Origin of the sequence: Halobacillus seohaensis (genome assembly GCF_042663045.1) — a bacterium.
GTDB classification, from domain to species: domain Bacteria; phylum Bacillota; class Bacilli; order Bacillales; family Halobacillaceae; genus Halobacillus_A; species Halobacillus_A seohaensis.
Genome location: NZ_JBHSZV010000034.1, coordinates 88258 through 108616 on the forward strand (window position 1 = coordinate 88258; position 20359 = coordinate 108616).

Annotated in this window: 20 protein-coding genes; 9 read left to right on the forward strand and 11 right to left on the reverse strand. The window is 39.3% G+C overall.

All coding sequences use genetic code 11. The features are described from left to right. Nucleotides 1–4: 4 nt before the first annotated feature. On the reverse strand, nt 5–349 hold the full coding sequence (locus ACFQIC_RS13885) for an ArsR/SmtB family transcription factor (protein ID WP_204709164.1): 345 nt from the start codon (nt 347–349) through the stop codon (nt 5–7). Between the two features lie 234 nt (nt 350–583). On the opposite strand from ACFQIC_RS13885, the gene ACFQIC_RS13890 reads away from it, so the two are divergent. The 3 genes from ACFQIC_RS13890 (at nt 584) to ACFQIC_RS13900 (ending at nt 3500) form a co-directional block, all read left to right on the forward strand. Beyond that, nucleotides 584–904, forward strand: coding sequence for an ArsR/SmtB family transcription factor (locus tag ACFQIC_RS13890; RefSeq protein ID WP_204709162.1), 321 nt, complete (start codon nt 584–586; stop codon nt 902–904). A gap of 276 nt (nt 905–1180) precedes the next feature. Further along, complete coding sequence (locus tag ACFQIC_RS13895) at nt 1181–2047, forward strand: permease (protein WP_204709160.1); 867 nt, start codon at nt 1181–1183, stop codon at nt 2045–2047. A 241-nt stretch (nt 2048–2288) separates the two neighbouring features. Further along, entirely contained in the window at nt 2289–3500 is a 1212-nt protein-coding gene (locus ACFQIC_RS13900) for a threonine synthase (protein ID WP_204709158.1), read from the forward strand. Between the two features lie 1684 nt (nt 3501–5184). Here ACFQIC_RS13900 and ACFQIC_RS13905 read toward each other — a convergent pair. From ACFQIC_RS13905 to ACFQIC_RS13935, 7 genes are all read right to left on the reverse strand, one after another. Then, nucleotides 5185–5817 carry an SIMPL domain-containing protein gene (locus tag ACFQIC_RS13905; protein ID WP_204709156.1) on the reverse strand — a complete coding sequence of 211 codons (633 nt, stop codon included), beginning with the start codon at nt 5815–5817 and terminating at the stop codon, nt 5185–5187. 111 nt (nt 5818–5928) lie between these two features. Then, a complete protein-coding gene (cydC, locus tag ACFQIC_RS13910) occupies nt 5929–7644 on the reverse strand; it encodes a thiol reductant ABC exporter subunit CydC (protein WP_204709153.1) in 1716 nt (571 codons plus the stop codon). Next, nucleotides 7641–9374: a thiol reductant ABC exporter subunit CydD gene (cydD, locus tag ACFQIC_RS13915; protein WP_204709146.1), complete on the reverse strand. Its 1734-nt coding sequence runs from the start codon at nt 9372–9374 to the stop codon at nt 7641–7643. The genes cydC and cydD overlap by 4 nt, the downstream gene beginning before the upstream one ends. Before the next feature lie 279 nt (nt 9375–9653). Beyond that, on the reverse strand, nt 9654–10670 hold the full coding sequence (locus ACFQIC_RS13920) for a Gfo/Idh/MocA family protein (RefSeq protein WP_390217246.1): 1017 nt from the start codon (nt 10668–10670) through the stop codon (nt 9654–9656). An 8-nt stretch (nt 10671–10678) separates the two neighbouring features. After that, the gene (locus ACFQIC_RS13925; RefSeq protein WP_390217248.1) at nt 10679–11056 is read right to left on the reverse strand and encodes a hypothetical protein; all 378 of its coding nucleotides are present in this window, start codon (nt 11054–11056) and stop codon (nt 10679–10681) included. A gap of 209 nt (nt 11057–11265) precedes the next feature. Continuing rightward, nucleotides 11266–11436 carry a VOC family protein gene (locus tag ACFQIC_RS13930; RefSeq protein WP_204709133.1) on the reverse strand — a complete coding sequence of 57 codons (171 nt, stop codon included), beginning with the start codon at nt 11434–11436 and terminating at the stop codon, nt 11266–11268. 3 nt (nt 11437–11439) lie between these two features. Next, nucleotides 11440–12387 (reverse strand): MBL fold metallo-hydrolase, encoded by a 948-nt coding sequence (locus tag ACFQIC_RS13935; protein ID WP_204709131.1) that lies wholly within the window; start codon nt 12385–12387, stop codon nt 11440–11442. Nucleotides 12388–12529: 142 nt separating this feature from the next. Here ACFQIC_RS13935 and ACFQIC_RS13940 point away from each other — a divergent pair, with 142 nt between their 5' ends. Beyond that, complete coding sequence (locus ACFQIC_RS13940) at nt 12530–12883, forward strand: small nuclear ribonucleoprotein (protein WP_204709129.1); 354 nt, start codon at nt 12530–12532, stop codon at nt 12881–12883. Nucleotides 12884–13234: 351 nt separating this feature from the next. Here ACFQIC_RS13940 and ACFQIC_RS13945 read toward each other — a convergent pair whose 3' ends face one another. After that, nucleotides 13235–13423 (reverse strand): helix-turn-helix domain-containing protein, encoded by a 189-nt coding sequence (locus tag ACFQIC_RS13945; protein ID WP_204709127.1) that lies wholly within the window; start codon nt 13421–13423, stop codon nt 13235–13237. 207 nt (nt 13424–13630) lie between these two features. On the opposite strand from ACFQIC_RS13945, the gene helD reads away from it, so the two are divergent. Beyond that, the gene (gene helD / locus ACFQIC_RS13950) at nt 13631–15913 is read left to right on the forward strand and encodes an RNA polymerase recycling motor HelD (protein WP_204709125.1); all 2283 of its coding nucleotides are present in this window, start codon (nt 13631–13633) and stop codon (nt 15911–15913) included. 461 nt (nt 15914–16374) lie between these two features. On the opposite strand, the gene ACFQIC_RS13955 is transcribed toward helD, so the two are convergent. Next, nucleotides 16375–16794, reverse strand: a complete 420-nt coding sequence (locus tag ACFQIC_RS13955) for a universal stress protein (RefSeq protein WP_204709118.1) — start codon at nt 16792–16794, stop codon at nt 16375–16377. A 183-nt stretch (nt 16795–16977) separates the two neighbouring features. On the opposite strand from ACFQIC_RS13955, the gene ACFQIC_RS13960 reads away from it, so the two are divergent. From ACFQIC_RS13960 to ACFQIC_RS13975, 4 genes are all read left to right on the forward strand, one after another. Further along, nucleotides 16978–17160: a helix-turn-helix domain-containing protein gene (locus tag ACFQIC_RS13960; RefSeq protein WP_390217251.1), complete on the forward strand. Its 183-nt coding sequence runs from the start codon at nt 16978–16980 to the stop codon at nt 17158–17160. A gap of 59 nt (nt 17161–17219) precedes the next feature. Further along, entirely contained in the window at nt 17220–18680 is a 1461-nt protein-coding gene (locus ACFQIC_RS13965) for a SulP family inorganic anion transporter (RefSeq protein ID WP_204709114.1), read from the forward strand. A 29-nt stretch (nt 18681–18709) separates the two neighbouring features. After that, a complete protein-coding gene (locus tag ACFQIC_RS13970) occupies nt 18710–19132 on the forward strand; it encodes a universal stress protein (RefSeq protein ID WP_204709112.1) in 423 nt (140 codons plus the stop codon). 225 nt (nt 19133–19357) lie between these two features. After that, complete coding sequence (locus ACFQIC_RS13975) at nt 19358–19969, forward strand: class I SAM-dependent methyltransferase (protein WP_204709110.1); 612 nt, start codon at nt 19358–19360, stop codon at nt 19967–19969. A 195-nt stretch (nt 19970–20164) separates the two neighbouring features. Here ACFQIC_RS13975 and ACFQIC_RS13980 read toward each other — a convergent pair whose 3' ends face one another. Further along, nucleotides 20165–20266: a putative holin-like toxin gene (locus ACFQIC_RS13980; RefSeq protein WP_390217263.1), complete on the reverse strand. Its 102-nt coding sequence runs from the start codon at nt 20264–20266 to the stop codon at nt 20165–20167. Nucleotides 20267–20359: the final 93 nt, after the last annotated feature.

Sequence of the window (20359 nt, forward strand, 5' to 3'; positions counted from 1 at the left end):
CCTACTAATCGCATTGAATACGCAATCCAGCTTGCTCCAATGCACGTAATTTTTCTCTCTGATCTGGAATTTGTTCTAAAATCTGCTGAACGATGGGATAGGTTGCGTGGTCTTGATCTAAAGAGTAAAAAATCCACTGACCTTTACGCTTCTCCTTCACTAACCCTGCATCACGAAGTTTACGTAAATGCTGACTAATGGAAGGTTGACTCATCTGCAGGACTTCAACAATTTCACAGACACAACACTCCCCTTCACTAACTAAGCCAATAATCTTTAAACGTGTTTTGTCGCCTAATAGTTTAAGTGTTTGTGCAGCTTTTTCTAAATCGATGATTGTTTTCTCCATATCCTCACCTCACTTATTATAATATAAGTATATGCTTATATATGCAAATGTAAAGTTTCGCATCTCTAGTTTATTGAACACATCCACATAATAATATACTTATATATTTATGTATACGATATAAATGTAAAGTTTTTGTAAATCAATTATTTTTGATTTATTAGTTGCAATCCTGGAAAAAATTACATATACTTATATTAATCAAAAATAATTGATGAAGGGAGAAGAACACTATTGAGCAAAGATTTTCAATTAACTGATGTATCCTTAGAGCATACTTTTAACAAATACGAAAAAAAGTTTAAAGCATTAGCTGACCAGAGAAGGCTTCATATTCTTAATGAAATTACTCAGCATAGAGAAGTATGTGTTTGTGACTTATCTGATCAATTAGATTTACCTCAATCTAAGCTATCGTATCACTTAAAAATTTTAATGGACGCTGAACTTATTGTAAAAGAAACCCGAGGTACATGGAGCTACTATACGCTTAATCATAACGAAATGAATCACTTATTATCTGAAGATCTTTGTTGTTTGTTCCGTCACGATTAATTTTTACCTTATTAATCAAAAATAATTGATGAAGGGAACGTTTATTATGAATGATGAGTTAATCAAATTACACCGAGAGGAAATTTCTAAAACAGTCCGTTCTTATCGACGTCAAAAGTCAACTGAGAACTTTAGTTTCTTTAGAATCTTTACACGTTTTCATTTCCATGCTCTAAATCTCCTTAACAAAAAGCAACCTGTTGAATGTTGCAGCTGTAAAACGTGCTAGTTTTTGTATTATGAATCAAAGTAAGTTGATGAATAAGGGGAGTAACTATGACTGGTATCATACAGAACTTCATCAACATCACTATCGAGCTTACTCTGCTATATGTGGGAATATCTTTAGCGATTAACCTTTTCCAAGGATTTATTCCTTATCATAAATTAGAGCAATTACTTAATCACGCTCCCCCTTTTATACAAGCGACCACAGCCATAGCATTCGCATTCGTAACACCTTTTTGCTCTTGCTCAACAATTCCGATTGTTGCCAATTTGCTGCGTAATAAAATTAAATTTTCCATCGTTATGATCTTTCTATTTGCGTCCCCTGTTCTCGACCTAACAATACTTACACTCATGACTTACTTATTAGGCTGGCAAGTTAGTCTTTTCTACACTTTTATTACGATTAGTTTCTCGGTATTGATTGGATATTTATTAAGTGCATTAGGCTTTGAAAAACAATTGAAGAACGTTATAGTTGAAAGCCTTCCGTCTCAAACAGGCAATCGCTTCAGTATTCGACGTGCCCTCGATGAAACAGTAGATTTAATGAAGATAGTCTATCCATTTCTAATCATAGGTGCAGGAATTGGAGCTGTGATCCATGGGGTTGTCCCAAGTGATTGGGTTACAACCTACATGGGCGGAGAAAATTGGTGGCTCGTTCCGATTGCTTCAATCATCGGTATTCCTCTTTATATTAGACTTTCTACGATGATTCCAATTTCGCAAATTATGGTAGCACAAGGAATGGCCCTTGGTCCTGCTATGGCACTAATGATTAGTTCAGCAGGAGCAAGTCTTCCAGAAATGACAATGCTGAATAGTATTTTTAAAAAGAAACTTGTCTTTGCCTTTGTAGTTTCTGTATTACTCATGGCTTCATTATCTGGATTTCTATTCTATTTCATTTAAGGATGGATGTTAAATGAATTTGATTGAAAAGGTTTTCGCCGAGAAAAAAGAAAAGCCCTGCTGTAAGGTTGAAATAAAAGAAGTGAAGTCTAGGAAGTAAATAATATTATTCTAGCAATATGAATCAGCAGTCCCCATTGTTATGGGGACTGCTGATTTAATTTAAACAAACGTTTGATCAAACATAGGTTGAACATCTATGATAAGCTAAAATCACTTTTACATAGAGGAGGACTCTCCATTGAATTATAGTTATGTATCTCACCTATACTGTCCGAAATGTTCACAAACCTACTCAACTAAAGAGGAACACCATCTATGTCCATGTGGCTCCCCTCTTCTCGTCGCTTATGATCTCGACCGCCTTTCTAGGAATTTCACGGCTGAAGACCTTGTCAAAAGGTCTCCTGATTTATGGAGGTACCATGAATTATTACCCGTCCAACAGAAAGAGAACGTAATCAGCCTTGGAGAAGGAATGACTCCACTTCTATCTATGAATACCCTAGGCCAAGACATGAAAATTCCCAATCTTCTTATGAAAGATGAAGGGATTATTCCAACAGGTGCCTTTAAAGCAAGAGGTGCTTCAGTAGGAGTCTCTAAAGCTAAAGAACTCGGCATAAAAGAAATTGCCATGCCAACAAACGGAAATGCCGGAGCAGCCTGGTCCCTGTATGCTGCTCGAGCTAAGTTAAATTCTACTATTGTGATGCCTGTTGACGCACCAAGAATCACGCGAAATGAATGTGCATTAGCTGGAGCCCATTTATTTTTGGTAAACGGTTTAATAAGTGATGCCGGAAAAATCATTGCTCAAGCTGTACAGGAAAAGGGATTATATGACGTCTCTACCCTAAAAGAACCCTACCGTATTGAAGGAAAGAAAACGATGGGCTTAGAAATTGCAGAACAGCTAGATTGGCAGCTTCCGGATGTTATTCTATATCCTACAGGCGGAGGCGTTGGACTGATTGGAATTTATAAAGCCTTGCGCGAACTTATAGAACTAGGATGGATATCATCAGATCAAAAATTGCCTCGCCTCGTCGCCGTCCAATCAGAAGGCTGTGCACCAATCGTCGAAGCTTGGAAACAAGGCCTTAATGAATCAAGCTTCTGGGAAAATTCTGAGACAATCGCCTTTGGAATTAACGTACCAAAAGCCATTGGAGACTTTCTTGTCCTTAATGCTCTTTATGAAACTGACGGCTGTGCAATCGCTGTTGATGATGCATCTCTTTTAAAGGAACAAGAAAGAATTGCTCAACTCGAAGGGACTTTTGTTTGTCCCGAAGGCGCAGCCTCTTTTCTGGCCGCTCGTAGATTAAAAGAAGAAAATTGGATTAAAGAAGATGAACAAGTCGTCGTTTTAAACACTGGAGCAGGCATCAAATATCCGGATACCGTAGATTGTGAAGTGCCTATTCTTGAACCTGGTGATTCCCTCTGATCTGCAAGCCACAGAGCTAATCTGTGGCTTTTTAATGAAAGGCTGTTTATGGAATACTCAACTTCGAGACATTTCGGTGGTTTCCGTTACAAAGGATGGCGTTTGAAGGTCCGGGAAATCACTCGCTTTCCGTAGGCATGTGGTGAGCTTCCTCAGGCTACGCCTTGCGGGATCTCACCGATCATGTTCATCCCACAGGAGTCTCATAATTTCCCGGACCTTCTTGCTTTCGTGAGGAAAACGGAAGCATCAGATATGGTGCTTCAAGTGAAAATCATTCCTTATGAATGAGAATTGTGCTGGAGGGTGCTTTCTTCCATACAATTAAAGCCCCCGATTATTCAATAAAAGAATGGCGGTTCCGTTGCTTATCATCGGAGAATAGGGAAACGACTCGCTTTCGTCTGGGTCTCGTCTAGTCCGCTTTTATCTGCCCTCCCTGCTTTATTTTCACGAACGGACGCGAGAGTAGTGGGCCTTCCTCTATAATGAAAACAGAGGACAAACATGCTGTTATATCTATGGCTACGTGCCAACTTCTAAGATTCGTTGATGTTCCGTACCTCTTTTTCATGGCAAGGGGGTTGGGGAAATGACGAGACACTTAATCCTCCACTTTGACAGGAAAAAACAATGTGATTTTGGGTAAATAGTTCGGTTTTGGAGTACAAAAACATATGTAGAGGGAAAAATAGCAACAGAATTATCGAACCAATTAACATACTAAATAACATGACAATTGGTAAAGAAAAACGCTTGGACATTTTAATATCCAAGCGTTTTTCTTTATATTTTCTTCTTCAACTAAAGGTCCTTTACTTGAAGACTCAGCTTCGAGAGATGTTGTTTCCGTTATGGTTGAAAGCGTTTGGAGGTCCGGGAAATCACTCACTTTCCTTTCCATGGGAGTTTGCAACTGCACACTTGTTCCATATGGTGTAGCGAACACGAAGACGACTTATGGCAGTAGGGCCGTTCATTAAAAGCAAAGGAGGATGGGTGGCTAGGAAACGGGGAGATTCCCAAGCCCCCCCATTCGATGTGTTAGAAACGAATCCCTTTCCCAGAAGGACTATCTTCCACTATCCGAGTTCTATTGCAATGAACCTCTCTATATCAAGGATTTTAATAGGACCGCCCGCTATCAAGATTTGCATGCAAACTTAGGAATGGCTGCCTTTTCTTGAAGGGGTATCGAGACACTTATATGGTAAAGGGGCGGAGGGAAACGGCGAGACTCCTATGGGATGTGCGGGACAGCTTAGACCCCACAGGACGAAGTCCGAGGAGGCTCAGCGCCCGCCCCATGGAAAGCGAGCCGTTTCCCGAAGCCCCTACATTCACACAAACATCTCGAATTCAAGTCTTCAACAATACGGTGTTGATATAACAAGGAATAATAAGAGGCCAAATCATATGCAATTTGGTCTCTTCATTCGTATGTTATTTCATGTTTTGTACTCGAAAACTGACCCCGTTAGATTTTGGGATAGTGTTTTTCAAAAGTTCATTATTAATAGAAAAGGACTTTTTCAGTAGCCTCGAGGAAGTCCAAGGAGGGTCACCGTACTCCCACGGAAAGCGAGTTATTTGTCCGACCTCCTTCTCCTCCTACCGATGACGGAACAGCCACAGAATCTTTATTCGTTTTTATCACATATCAACAATCAACTTTAACAGAGCCTTATGAAAAAAACAGAAACTTAACTTCGACTGATGCCCTGATTTCTAACTGTCCAGGCTCAATCGGAGTTGCAGCTGCAAATGTTTCTGCCTTAGCTAGCGGAATCCCTCCACCTTGCATCCGCTCAATAACTTTGACTGGCGTTGGTTCAAGCTGCAGTCCCATTGTTCGCGCCATCGATCGAGCTTTCATGTATGCATCGTTTAACGCTTCTGACAACGCTCGCTGATATAACACCTCTGGATTTTTTACAGAGAACTGGATGTTCGACACTTGATTTGCACCATTCTGAACCGCTGTATCAATAACCTCCCCCGTTTGATTAATATCTTCAATTGTTACTGAGATCATATTCATTACTTGATACCCTCGAAAAACTTGCGTGCCGCTATCATAGTCATACTGAGGAGAAATCGAATAATCTGCCGTTTGGATTGCTTCCCTCGGTAAGCCTAGCTTCACAATCGACTCGATTACTTGATTCATCACTCGTGCATTTTCCTGCTGAGCCTGCGTAAGACTTTGTGATTCTGTCACGACACCAAGTTGAATCACTGCTACAGTTGGCTGGGCTTTGATCTCACCTGAACCACTAACTGTCATAACCCGCTGATGTATAGATTGAGAATACATAATATCCACCTTTCTGTTAGGAAATTGGACTTTGGCATATGATCGAAGCCACTCACAAGTAATCTATTCATCTCACAAAAAAAGCAGAACGACCTAAGTCGCTCTGCCTCTTTATAGAAATACACTTTTTTCAATCTGCTTCATCTTATAAAAGTACCCTTCACGCGTCATCAACTGATCAAAAGTCCCAGCTTCCACTACTGCTCCTTGATCCATCACTACGATCTGATCCATCTTTTCAAGACCAGCCAAACGGTGACTTACAATTAAAACGGTATCCTCCGCAGCTTGAGCAAATATCTCCTCATACAACGCACGTTCCGTAAGTGCATCCACAGAAGATGTCGGCTCATCAAGCAACCACAAACGCTCCCCTTTCAGTATGGCACGCGCAATGGCCATACGTTGTTTTTCACCACCAGAAAGGTTTTCGCCATGTTCAAGCACATGATCATCTAGTGAAAAATGGGTGAGCATTACTTTTTGTAGAACTTCGACGAATACATCGTCCGAGACTCCTTCACGAGCGATCTCTAAGTTGTGCCGTATAGTACCGTAGAAAAAGTGATTTTCCTGTAACACAACGTTTGAGCGTGCCCAAAGGTCTTCTTGCCCTACCTGATTAAGATTGACACCTCCAAGCTGGATTACTCCCTCTTGGAATGGTTGGATTTTCAGCAGTAGCTGAAGCAGTGTAGATTTACCTGATCCACTAGCTCCAACAATTGCCGTTTTCGACCCTTGTTCCATATGAACATTTACGTCTCTAAGAGTATTTCTAACCTCGTTAGGAAAAGTATACGACACATGACTGAAGTCTATTGCAGGTGCAAAATTTGGATCGACTTTCTCAAGTTCAACAGGCTCCTGTTCCGGCTCGTTTTGAACTACAGTAAACAAACGATTTGATGCTCGACGACTGTCCTCTAGATGGAGCGGGAAAATAGCCATTGGCGTAGCATTTTCAAAAACAGTAAGAGAAATCATTACAAGCATGGCAAGAAAAAGGCCATTTAGATCACCCTCAACGACAAGCCACGCTCCTAGGACTAGCACAAACCAGGAAATGAAGAGTGACACCAACGTATTCATTGAATGGCTAAACGTCGAATGCATCCCTTCACGTTCTTGCTCATTAACATAATGATCGGAGGCATGGATCAGCTGGTCCTCTTTCTCTTCAAGTTTCTGATAAATCTTCAAGTCACGATATCCATATAGTAATTCGGTGGCTTCTGTAGATAGAGCCCCTCGACTCTCACGAACTTGACTATCCACCTGCTTTTGTTTTAAGGCAAACAGTGCCGGTACGACAAACCCTGTTAATACCAGTCCTACGAGTAGAACGACTGAAATGGCCACCGAATAAAACGTCGTAAAAATAATCGTACTTAAAAAGACAATAATTAGAACGATGGGCGGATAAAACACACGTAAAAAGAAATTTTGTAAACTTTCCACATCCCCTACAATCCTTGCAAGCAAGTCGCCACTTCGATACTTTTGAAAAATCCCCGGAGCGAGCGGCTCGATTTTTTCATAAAAAGAGACTCTTAAATGACTTAAGATCGTAAATGTAGCTCTGTGTGAATAATATCGCTCGGCGTAGCGACTTATTGCCCTAAGAAACCCAAAAAGCTTTAGCACAGCGATCACGACAGTTAGAGCATATAAAGGTGGAATAAAAGCTGCCCTAGAAATTAAATACCCACTCGAGGCGAAGAGCCCTACCGCCGTAATTCCAGCTAGAAAACCAAATAAAATCGAAAGTAGAATATCCCTTTTTTCAAGCAGGACATACTTGACGACGATTCCTAAATCTTTCATTGGGCCTCCCCTCCTTGCTGAACAGAAACCATATCTCGATACTCAGGTACTGTTTGAATAAGTTCTTCATGGGATCCACGACCAATGAGTTTCCCGTTATCCAATAATAAAATCTGGTCCGCCGCTTGAATCGTGTGCAAACGATGGGCGACCGTAATGACAGTAGAGGATCGTGATAATTCCTGTAACGATTGCTGCAGAATTTTTTCCGTTTGCAAGTCAAGACCTGTCGTCGGTTCATCAAAAAGAATAATGTATGGCTGTTTCAGAAAAGCACGAGCTATCGCTACCCGCTGTTTTTCTCCACCTGAAAGTCCTCGGCCCGCTTCCCCAATTGAAGTATCATATCCTTGCTCAAGCGATTTTATAAACGAATCAATTCCTGCTTTCTCAGCCGCCTGTTCGACTTGAGCACGAGTAGATCCTTTAGGTCCTCCGACAGCAATATTTTCAGCAATGGTCCCAGAGAACAAGTAAGGATGCTGAGAAATATAGCTCACCTGTTCAAACCAATCCTTTTCTTTATAGTCGGATAGGGCTTTTCCGTTTACTCGTACTTGACCTTCTGTAGGTGATACTAAACCAGCCATTAAATGTAGCAGGGTCGTTTTACCAGAACCTGTTCGTCCAACAATCGCTACCTGACTATAAGCCGGAATAAATGTATCAATGTTCAGTAAAGAAAAACCTTCTTCTTTATAACTAAAACTTACGGCTTTAAGTTCTACTTCTGGTGGCTGATTTTTCGTTACAAGAGGAGCAGATCCCCACTCCACAACTGGCACGTCCTCTTCTAATTCATCTGTTACTTTATTAGCAGCAACCATACTCCCACGACCTGTATGAAAGGCACTTCCTGCATCTTTTAACAACTGATAAAACTCAGGAGCTAAAATTAAAATAAAAAAGGCAGAGAAGAACGAGATCCCCTCATATACAACAAGACGAATGGCAATCTCCATCGCAATTAAACCTATGCTGAGCATCGATATAAACTCAAGCATCAAAGAAGAAACGAATGCGACTTTCAACACGCCCATTGTAGCGTCACGAAAACCGAGACTGCTTTCTTTAATGAGCTCTCTTTGTTTTCTAGCACGTCCAAACAATTTCAGCGTCGTTAAGCCTTGTAATGTATCGAGAAACCTTCCTGAGAAAGCTGCCATCTTATCTAGCTGTTCCTCCGATTTCTTTTTCGTCATAACACCAATTAAAGCCATAAAAAAAGGAATAAATGGCGCGGTTATGATCATGATCAACCCTGAGTAAAGGTGTTGCGTAAATACCGCAACTAAAATCATCACAGGTACGATAGCCGTTTGAATCATTTGAGGAATATAGCTGCTAAAGTAACTATCCAAGTCATCAATAGCATCCATAAGTACACTCACTTTTTTTCCTGACTGTCCTTGCATGGAAGCCTGCACTGGGTTTTTCGCGTACTTACTCAAAAGAGATTTTCTGAAATTCTTCTTCACTTTGGCTGCCATCTTCACACCTGTCCGACCCGACCAATATGTCAGAGTTGCCCGAATGGCAAGTACAACAAATAATCCGATGATTAACGGTGTGATAGCTTGAAAAGAAGCATTATTTAGAAAAACACCCTCAACGATCGCGACGAAATAATAAGCTTGTCCGATGATGGCCGCCCCAGTTAACAAGGAGATCATCACTAGCAAAATTATTACTGGTCGCTGTGAGAAGGCGATTTGTTTTAGGTGCTTCATAATGGATAGCTCCCAACATATTTTCATTAGTGAAATATTTCACATGGTTATTATAGTACATAAAGAGTCATTTGAGAATTGATTTGATATCTCCATTCTATCAAATCAAGAGCTGTTCTATGCGATTTAACTGATATCAAGGGAATGTTTATTGGGAAAGAGAACTTTATTTGTTCCTTATTAACATAGACTGCTCCTGTTCACAGTTAGTTTGTTCCCTATATAATTATTATTTCCCACACATAAAAGACACAACCCTTAAAGAATTGCGTCCATCGGTTATCTCCTTATCTGTTTAAGCTCAACCCTTCGTTCTTCTTCATTAGATATAATCGCCGCTTGATTCACCAACGTCAATTCTAGGGCATCTTCTTTCGTAATGGTTGGCGCTTGTCCATGTTCAATTGAAGCCACCCATTGTTCCATTGGCATCGGCAATGGAACAGGCAATTCTTCAGGAACCACCCAATCTTCACTATTAAATTGGACACTCTTGATGCGGACTTCATTTTGTTCAATCAGGAGCGTTCCTTCTGTTCCGTACACTTGCAATTGAAAAGGACTGCCTGCAGATACAAAACTTGTCTCAAGAACACCCAGTATACCTGAATCATATTCCACAAAAACAATTGACTGATCATCAACATCAGGGTTAAACACAGACTGCATTCGAGCTGTTAAAGCTTTTGGTGGACCTGCTAAACGATTCGTTAAATAAATCGGGTGCGCTCCGAGATCGATTAAAGCCCCACCCCCCGTCTTTTCTCGATCGTAAAAATGTTGAGGGAGCCATCCACCTGGATGCAATTCAGTTGATACCGCCCCGTTGTGAGCCACACGACATCGAATGGTCGATAGTTGGCCTAACCAACCTTTGTCCACTACCTCTTGGGCATATAAATAATATTCCTCCACTAACCTTGGGAGGGAAATCATAAATTCAACATCTGCTTTCTCGACCTCTGAAAGGATTTCATCGCACTCTTCAACTGTCAGGGCCAATACTTTTTCAGTAAAAATGTGCTTTCCGTGCTTAGCCGCTTCCACCATAATGGATGTATGATCACTTGTAGGATTCGTTATAATAACACCATCAATAGAAGAATCAGAAAGGACCTTTTCCAAATCTTCTTCAAAACGTACGCCAAGCTCCGTTCCCCATTCTATTCCACGCTCGTGAATTTCATCCCATACTACTTCAACCGAAATATTTTCATTCTCCATTGCTTGCTTTGCGTAATCTACTGCATGAACATGCCACTTACTAAGTAACGCCACACGAATCAATGAAAACACCTTCTTTACTATGTAATCGTCCTTTTACTATCAAAGTTAACTCTCTGCGCCAGTACCTTTTTTAAATCATCTACGTCTTTCTCGGCTAACCAATCTAGATAGATTTCTTTTTCACTGCCTTTTACTAACTTAAGCAAAATGACATCGTTTACTTGAGTCACCTGCTTCACAAGATGAAGAGGGATGATTTTACGAGGCAGCACGGATCCTCTATAGAATGAAAATCTCTCATCCTCAACCCTTAAATAATCTTTCTCTGTCATACGAAAATACTCAACGGCCTTCCCCACACTTACAATAAAAAACACACAGACTATTAGAACAATCAATGGATTTATTTTCTCGTTAAGCATAGATTCATACACCAACAAAACTAAACTGAGCAAAATACTTAGGAGTGAACTCCATCCCTTTTTGATCCACTTTTCGTTTGTAGTAAAAGGATACCTTTTATTGACTGTATCGATAACACCACCCCTTGACTACATCTTAGGATTACTTGATAGCTAGCATATCACCGTTGTTGATCTCTCACATCCATCCATAATCGACCTCCCAAAAACACCCTTCGGCCCCTTAAAATAGCCAGTGTAATTCAAGCTAAATCATCTAAAGTGTATAATGCAATTTTTGAGCCAACATTATAAAAAAAGTTTTCAGGATTATCACCTGATTTAGACGTTGAAAAACGCAATCCATCTCGATAAAACCCACGCAATTTACAGACATCCTGAACATCTAAAAATTTTAAGTTTACACTGGTCACCAATTAGCGCTCCCTTTTGTTCAAATAGTCAAGCAACCCCATTGCACAAACTTCAAAATCTAATTTTAATATTTTATACACTTCATGGTCATCCGGGATGTTGAACTCTTTCAAATAGGCAGCTACCTTTTCTTGTAAACGGCTTTTGATTCCATTCATTCCTTCACCATTAGCAAGAGCTTTTTCCCCTGCGTCTACAAATGCCGGAATCCAATCAAGCACCTGATTGAGGGCTACTTCTGGTTCCTCAGACTTTCCAAAATGACCAAAAAATATTTGACTAAGATTCATTTCTTTAAATCTACCTATCGATTGTCTCATCGCTTCTGGATCAAACTGATTTGGTGACGTCGATGGTAAATAAAAAGTCAAGCCATAATCTTGAGTTTGGTGATACCTTATTCCAGCAGTATCACCAGTGAACATACCGTTACTTACTGGATCGTAAATACCCAGGTGGTGGCTTGCATGTCCCGGAGTATCTAAAAATTCCAGCGTACAATCAGATCCAATTTTAAGTATATCCCCGTCTTCTTTTACAATTAATTTTTCTTCAGCAATCGGTAGAATCGGATCAAATAGTTCATCGAAATTCTCACCATAGACCGCACGAGCCCCGGCAATCAACCGAGAGGGATTGGCCATATGTCTTTCGCCTTTTTTATGTACAATTACTTGAGCATTTGGGAATTCTTTCATCAGTACTCCGGCCCCGCCAGCATGATCTAAATGAATATGTGTCAAAATTAAATAACGAACATCTTTAGGATCTAGAGTTAAGTCTTTTAAACCAGCTAATACAAAAGGTACGGATGGACTCGGTCCTGTCTCAACAACTGTCAACTGTTCTTCCTGAATGACATAAGTACCCGTCCGCCCTGGCATTCCTAAATCAAAGCCATCAATCAGATGAATACGGTTACCAAGATCTATGGGAACATTATTTTCCAAACCAATCACCTCATTTTATGTCTTATCAATAGTTTACTAAAAAATAGTTTGTATTGTAAGAAATAAGTCAAATAATTCTGTTATTTTATTCTGTCACACTTATGAACTGGGTGCGTATCATGATTTTGAGGAGTTGATGAACATGACAGAAGATCGAAACATGCATCACCAGGGGCATCAATACATGAAGCCTACTCATTCTCATTGTGAAAAATACAAACACTATCATGTTATGATCTCACTTGAGGATGGGTCTTCGTTTGATGGAATCATAATTAACGTAAGTGACGATGGAGTAACCGTGCTTATAAGTGAAGATGTGATGGTTGATGAGAATGGAAATGAAGAAGATCAAAGTCGACAATATTACGGTGGTTACGGAGGCAGACGAAGAAGAGCACGGCGCTTCAGACGAAGTTTGTTTCCTTTAACGGCTCTATCATCGTTATTGCTTTACCCTTATTACCAGCCTTATCCCTACTATCCTTACTATTAATATAGAAAGAAGAGAGGGGCTATTCTAACGGGTCCCTTCACCTCTCACAAACATTAAAAATGACCATCAATTTGTATGCTAATTTGATGGTCATTTTTAATGTTTGTGAGAGGATTTTCGTTTTTTAAAACCCATTAGAAAAATGTAGTGTGATTTGCACACCAATTTGTTAGGTAACAATAGCCATTGTAAGTTACATTTTGACCTGAAAATTCGTATGCAAATTGGCATACATAAATTCACGAATAAATTGAAAGTAAAGCTCGAGGAGGCTTGGCGTCTGCCCGTGGCAAGCGAGTTGTTTTCCCTGCCCTACCAAACTCCATATGGTATATACCGACTTCTGAATTGTTATAAATGTTCCCCGTGTTGAAGCTTTTCTATGTGATCCTTTAACTCTTCCTTCTTAACTCTCCAATGTCTTCCAATTTTAAAACCTGGAATTCTTCCCTCTTGGACTAACTTATATGTTGTCACTTCACTGATTTGCAAATAATCAGCTACTTGAGCAATCGTTAAAATCTCACGCTCTTGTTCCATAAGTACGACCTTCCCTTACTGAAGTGTGTATCTTTAGTTTATCTGTTTTCATAGAAGATCACAAATTTATGAAGGCGCCTGTCATCAATTCAACCACATAGTTAACAAATGTTTATAACTGCATAAATTCATATATAATGGATTATAATTGACTCACCTCATCAAGTGATTTACGTTCAATGTACATTGAAAAAACGGAGGACCATTATGACAAAAGATCATCCAGACTATAATGTAGAATTAAAACGTCTTGAATACACCAAGGAATACATTCAAAACATTCTTCTAGCTTCCGAAGGGAAACAAGGAAAATATAAAGACAATATCAAGGACGCTTTTGTCAATTTGGATCACCTTGATAGTAGTTTGAGTTATATCAATATTTTAATCAATGCAAAGTTTTATGAAATGACCTCATCTGATTTGGAACATTTAAAACGAGTTGAAAATAAGCCTTATTTTGCAAGAATTGATTTTCAAGGTGACACTCAAGAGCCCACTCCTTATTACATAGGAAAGGTTTCCCTTTTCAAAAAGGATACCCAAGAATCAATCATTATTGATTGGCGTTCCCCTGTTGCTAGTCTTTATTATGATGGTCGACTAGGTGAAGTAGAATATGAGGCACAAGGTCAAATATACTCAGGGGACTTATCGCTAAAGCGACAATATATTATTGAAGAAGGCGACCTTAAAGAAATACGAGATATAGATGTTACAACACGCGATGAGTTACTCCAAGCTACGCTTTCAGAAAGCTCAGATAATCGATTAACGGAAATTGTTTCTACCATTCAGGCTGAGCAAAATGAAGTGATCCGTTCAGAGTTATCTAAACCAGTAATCGTTCAAGGTGTTGCTGGAAGTGGCAAAACAACTATTGCTCTCCATCGGCTTTCTATGTTTATTTATTCCTATGCCGAACAAGTAAACCCAGATGAAATGATGATTCTTGCCCCAAACCACCTCTTCATTGATTATATATCAGAGGTTCTACCGGAACTTGGAGTGGACCAAATTAAACAAACAACATTCATCGATTATGTTCAAAAAAGTCTCGGAAAGAAAATTAATATCATCCATCCAGATGAAAAACTTTTACAACTACTAGAAGGTGATCAAGAAGATCTTACTAAATGGGCTTCAAGTTTCAAAGGATCGATGGAATTCAAACAAGTCATTGATCAGTTTATAAATGATCTTGAGACAGAATTCAAAGTTGATGTTCCTTTTAAAGTAGAAGGTTTCACCCTTTACAAATCCAAAAATGTTAACCGCCTCTTCCTTAAAGAATATAAGTACCTTCCCTTTGAAAAACGAATCAACAAAATTAAAGGAGTTCTCCAAGCAACTTTTAAAAAGAAGAAAAAAGAAATGATTAAGCTTATCGAAAGAAAGTTTGAAGATCGATTTGATCAACTATACTATTCGACGACCCATACAGAAGAAAAAAGAAAAAAAGTTGTTCGTTTGAACGAGGAAAAAGATAGGAAAATAGCTCGTATTAAAAAAACGACGAACAAAGTTGTAACAGAATATATCAAACAATATCAATTAGAAAAAGTCTACACCTATTACCAACAATTAATGAGTGATGAACAGCTGTTGAAGTCATATACACGGAACTTACTAACAGATCAGCAACGAAACCATTTAGTTACCTCCTCCACATCTGTTTTCAAAAAAAAGAAATACGAGTTAGAGGATCTTGCTCCACTTCTTTACTTGCAATATCAAATTTATGGGATTAATGATGAGTGGAAAGCTAAAAATGTCGTAATCGATGAAGGACAAGATTATAGTTTATTCCAGCTTTATGCGTTGAGAATGAGCACGGGGACAGATTTATTTACAATCTTAGGGGACCTTTCCCAAGGGATTCATTCTTATAGAGGAATGAAAAGTTGGGATCAGCTAATCCAAGAAGTTTTCCCAAGAGCTTTATACCGTACTTTGAAAAAAAGTTACCGTACAACCATTGAAATTATGAATTTAGCCAACCATTTGCTAGAACTCTCTATGCCAGAACTTGACGCCGCAGAGCCCGTCGTCCGCCATGGGGGTTATCCATCATTCACAGAAACCTCAAGCCTCGAAAACGCTAAGGAGAAGCTGAATTCTACTTTAGAGCAATTATATGCCCAAGGTATGAAGACAATCGCCATCATCAGTAAAACGAAAAATGAAGCCAAACAGATTGAAAATATCTCCCGCGATCTTAATGATTTCTCCTTTCAACTTTTACAGGAGAATGAGTCAATCAACGATGGAAAAATCGCGATTGTTCCCTCTTATTTATCTAAAGGACTTGAGTTTGATGCTGTCATCATAATGAATTTGGACGAATCCTATTCTCAGGAAGAACTAGATGTGAAGCTTCTTTATGTAGCCATGACCCGATCCCTGCACCGTCTTCATTTGATAGGACCAGCAAAAGAGTACTTCCTGTTAGATAAGATAAACTCCAAATTTTATGACGTTCACTCTTAGAGTTAAAGAAGGGCAGGAGGTTTCTGTAAGCAATTCCGTTATGGTGGAGAAACATACGTAATAACTTTCCAAATAGCAGAAATCAATCCTAGCGTTTTTGCGTATGCATTATTACTATTGTTTGATTCCCATGTTATTGAACAAGTTCCTTTATATTTTCTCCACAGTATCGGAGCTACATAAGATTTCTTTGCTTTTTCTTTTACTTGGCTATATTAAACGTTAATGTTGATAGTTGCCCGAGTTGAGCAAGAAGTTTACTCAACCATCGAGCAGGATTGTTGAAGACTCGATTCCGAGATTGTGTGGCTGTTCCGTCTTCGGTAGGAGGAGCAGGTTAATTCGCTTTCCGTGGGAGTACGGTGAGCCTCCTTGGACTTCGTCCTGCGGTGCTCACCATGTCCTCTAATCCCACTAGCCCCAACCACGTAGCCCTTGATATAACAGCATATTTATCCTTTTTACTTAACAATCATCACAGGACAATTCGCTCGCTTGGCTACCTTGTGACTTACACTGCCTAACACCATCTCCTGCAATCCATTCAACCCGCGACTTCCGATGACAACCACATCATAGGAGTGATCATTGGCATATTGGACAATAGTAGGACCAGGATCACCTTTCACAATCCTTATTTCATACTGCACTCCCCGTTCTTGTAATACACCCTCAGTTTTTTTGAGACGTTCCTTCCTTCTATTTACTCTTTCATGTGGATCCCCTTCAGTTAACACATCAGATTTAGATGCAGAACCGTTTATCGCATAAATAATTGTTACTTCCCCCCCTTTGTCATATCCAGCTAATTTCACTGCCGTGTGAGCTGCTCTTAATGCATGACCTGACCCATCTGAAGCAAGCAGAATTTTTTTAAACATAGGTTCATAATCCCCCTTCACTTTAAGTCTATTAATGGAAAACGCTTTATATTAAAAGTAAGCGCTTACTATCGAGGTAAGCATTGCAATTCATCCGGTTATATTATAGTCTATTATAGTTGGTTATAACGTTTTATAAATTAATCTAATATATTATAGTTTATTTTTGCAGGGGGTATGACCATGGAAAGAGATATTATGACAATATCTCAAGTTGCAGAATATTTGCAGCTCAGTGAAATGACAACTTATAAGTTAGCGCAAAGCGGCAGTATTCCTGCTTTTAAGATCGGTAGTCATTGGAGGGTAAAAAAAACCGACCTCCACGAATGTATTGAAAAATTAAAGAATGGTGAAAAATTATAACAGGACTTGACTACTGTGAGAATCGGTAGTCTAATAAAAACTATAGAAAGAGGGAAAATATGTCAATCTCAACAATTAAGGAACAGTGGTTTAGTAATGTCAAAGGTGACACCCTTTCTGGGATCGTAGTGGCATTAGCGCTAATTCCAGAGGCTATTGCCTTTTCGATAATCGCAGGAGTAGACCCTATGGTTGGTCTTTACGCTTCCTTCTGTATTGCTGTCGTTATTGCATTCGTCGGTGGGAGACCTGGAATGATTTCAGGTGCGACAGGGGCTATGGCTCTTGTTATGATCACCTTAGTAGCCGAACATGGAATTGAATATTTATTAGCTACTACAATTTTAACAGGAATCTTACAAATTGTATTCGGAGTCTTTAAACTCGCAAGATTTATGAAGTTTATTCCGAGATCCGTTATGGTAGGGTTCGTAAACGCCCTAGCTATTTTAATCTTCACATCTCAATTTCAACACTTTGTCGATGAAGCATGGATTATGTATGCACTCGTTGGGTTAACTCTTGCCATCATATATTTATTCCCACTCGTTACGAAAGCCGTGCCATCTACTTTGGTTGCAATTGTAGTGGTTTCAGCTATTGCTATCTCTATGAATTTTGGAATCCGTAATGTTGGAGACATGGGAGAACTAACCCAAACCTTGCCAATTTTTGCATTGCCTAATATTCCATTAAATTTAGAAACATTCATGATTATTTTCCCATATGCATTGGCATTAACGATTGTTGGCCTGTTAGAATCATTACTAACGGCATCAATTGTCGATGATATGACAGATACAGATAGTAATAAAAACCAAGAAACCCGCGGGCAAGGGATCGCAAATATTGTCGCAGGTTCTTTTGGCGGTATGGCTGGTTGCGCTATGATTGGTCAATCCGTCATTAACGTAAAATCTGGAGGGAACGGACGTTTATCTTCCCTTGTTTCGGGAATTGTCCTCATGTTCCTTATTATTGTTTTAGGTGGAGTGGTTGTTCAAATTCCAATGGCTGCCCTTGCAGGTGTTATGATCATGGTAGCAGTTGGAACCTTTGATTGGAGCTCTATAAGAAATATTCACCGTGTTCCTAAAACTGATGCATCGGTTATGGTTGTTACAGTCCTTACTGTTGTAATCACCCACAACTTAGCTTACGGCGTGTTAGCCGGTGTTGTACTAAGTATGATCTTCTTTGCTGTTAAGATTTCAAAAGTACGTGTCCTTCCTTTATATGCGAATGAAGGCAAAAAGAAAATATATTATGTACAAGGACAGTTATTCTTTGCTTCTGTGACGGAGTTCTTGGAAGCTATTGACTTTAAAGACAACATTGAAGAAGTCGTCATTGATCTAAGTGAATCTCATCTTTGGGATGATTCAGCAATTGGAGCTTTAGACAATTTAGAAACGAAATTTGAGCAAAATGGTATCCATGTCCATTTTAAAGGTTTAAATGGAGAGAGTTCACGTCTATTAAATCGTCTTGGCGGTGTTTCTAAAAGCGCGGGACACTAAGACCAAATTTGAAATAAAGGAGCAAACCAATGTTTAAAAATATCTTATTAGCTACTGATGGTTCCGAGCACTCCAAACGAGCTATCGAACAAACTATTAAAATGGTATCTCCCTACAAAGATCAAGTGAAAATTGAACTTGTTTACTCAGTAGATGGGGAGAAATCAAAGAATGATGTTCTCAAACATGGAGATTCTCACACAGCTACAGCTAAACGAAAAGAGAAATTCCTTGATACAATTCAACATATTGAATCACAAGGTGTAAAAGCTGAAGTCACCCTATTACACGGTGAACCTGCTGAAACGCTTATAGAGTATGCCAATGAGAACGACTATGATTGCGTTATTACCGGTAGTCGTGGGAAAAATAAATTTCAAACTTTAATTCTAGGTAGTGTGAGTCACAAACTTGTGAAGTATGTTAAAGCTCCTGTCATCATTGTTAAGTAATAAAAAAGTGTCGCCTAAACATAATTAGGCGACACTTTTTTTAATAGCAACGGCTGTGGATACCCTCGCTATTGGTCCTTCAATTAAGGATTGGGCGGAAAAACCAAGGACTATATCCAATGTATCTAAAACCAGCTATAAATTCAATCATTTTCTACAAACTAGACATAATCTGTTATAATATAACCCAACCTATTAATTATATATAAAAGCGGTGAAACGATCATGTTAAAAGACACAGGGGAACGTGTCATACCAAAAGAGATGGATCCTATGAACAACTTACTACTCGAACACATAGCTAGGTATCACTTTTCTGAACTATATGTACACGGACGTGTGCTCGATCTTGCTTGTGGAGTCGGTTATGGTTCCGCCCACATTGCAAAAAAAAGAAAGAAGCATATTGATGAGATGATTGGTATCGATATCTGCAAAGATACGATCCAATATGCCATTCAAAATTACTATCACCCGCTACTCGAATTCCAAGTTGGCGATATTCTGCATGCAGACTGGGTAACTGAAATAGGACAATTTGATACGATTCTTAGTTTTGAAACCATTGAACATATACCTGACGAAAAGATATTCATGAGCCATATACACAAGTTGCTTAAACCAGGTGGCACTCTGATTCTCTCTACTCCCTTTGGAAAAGGCATCAGTTATCCAAGCGGCTCTCCTTTTCATTACTTTCAGATGACTGCCGAAGAGTTTAAAGGATTATTTAAAGACTTTTCTGAAGTGGAAATTTTTTATCAGAACGGAGTAACCATTGAGCCCCCTCGTAACGGAGTTTATTATCCTTTAGGTGTAGCTGTGTGTCAGAAATAAACAATAATTCAGTGGTTTTAACCTTACCGTAAAGTGGTATAAAAGGAATTAAGATGGTATGATACTAAATAGAGAGACATATAATAAAAAGGTCGCAGCTGTAACTGCGACCTCTAGATAATGATTCCCCCAGGGGATCAGCTATTCATGAAGAATAGACCTCACCCAATAAACTAGCCAGGTTAATAGGGAGGTCTATTTTTTATTGATCATTTTTATGACCAATGCAAGCAGTGCAATAAGAAACATTCCAAATGTGAATAAAACCATCAGAACCTCATACACGCTAATAGGCATCACCCCCCTTCATGCCGTGGGGTTAGCCGACCACCCTAAAAGGAACATTATCTAACTATGATTGTATCATATAATCTGGAGCAAGCCTACACA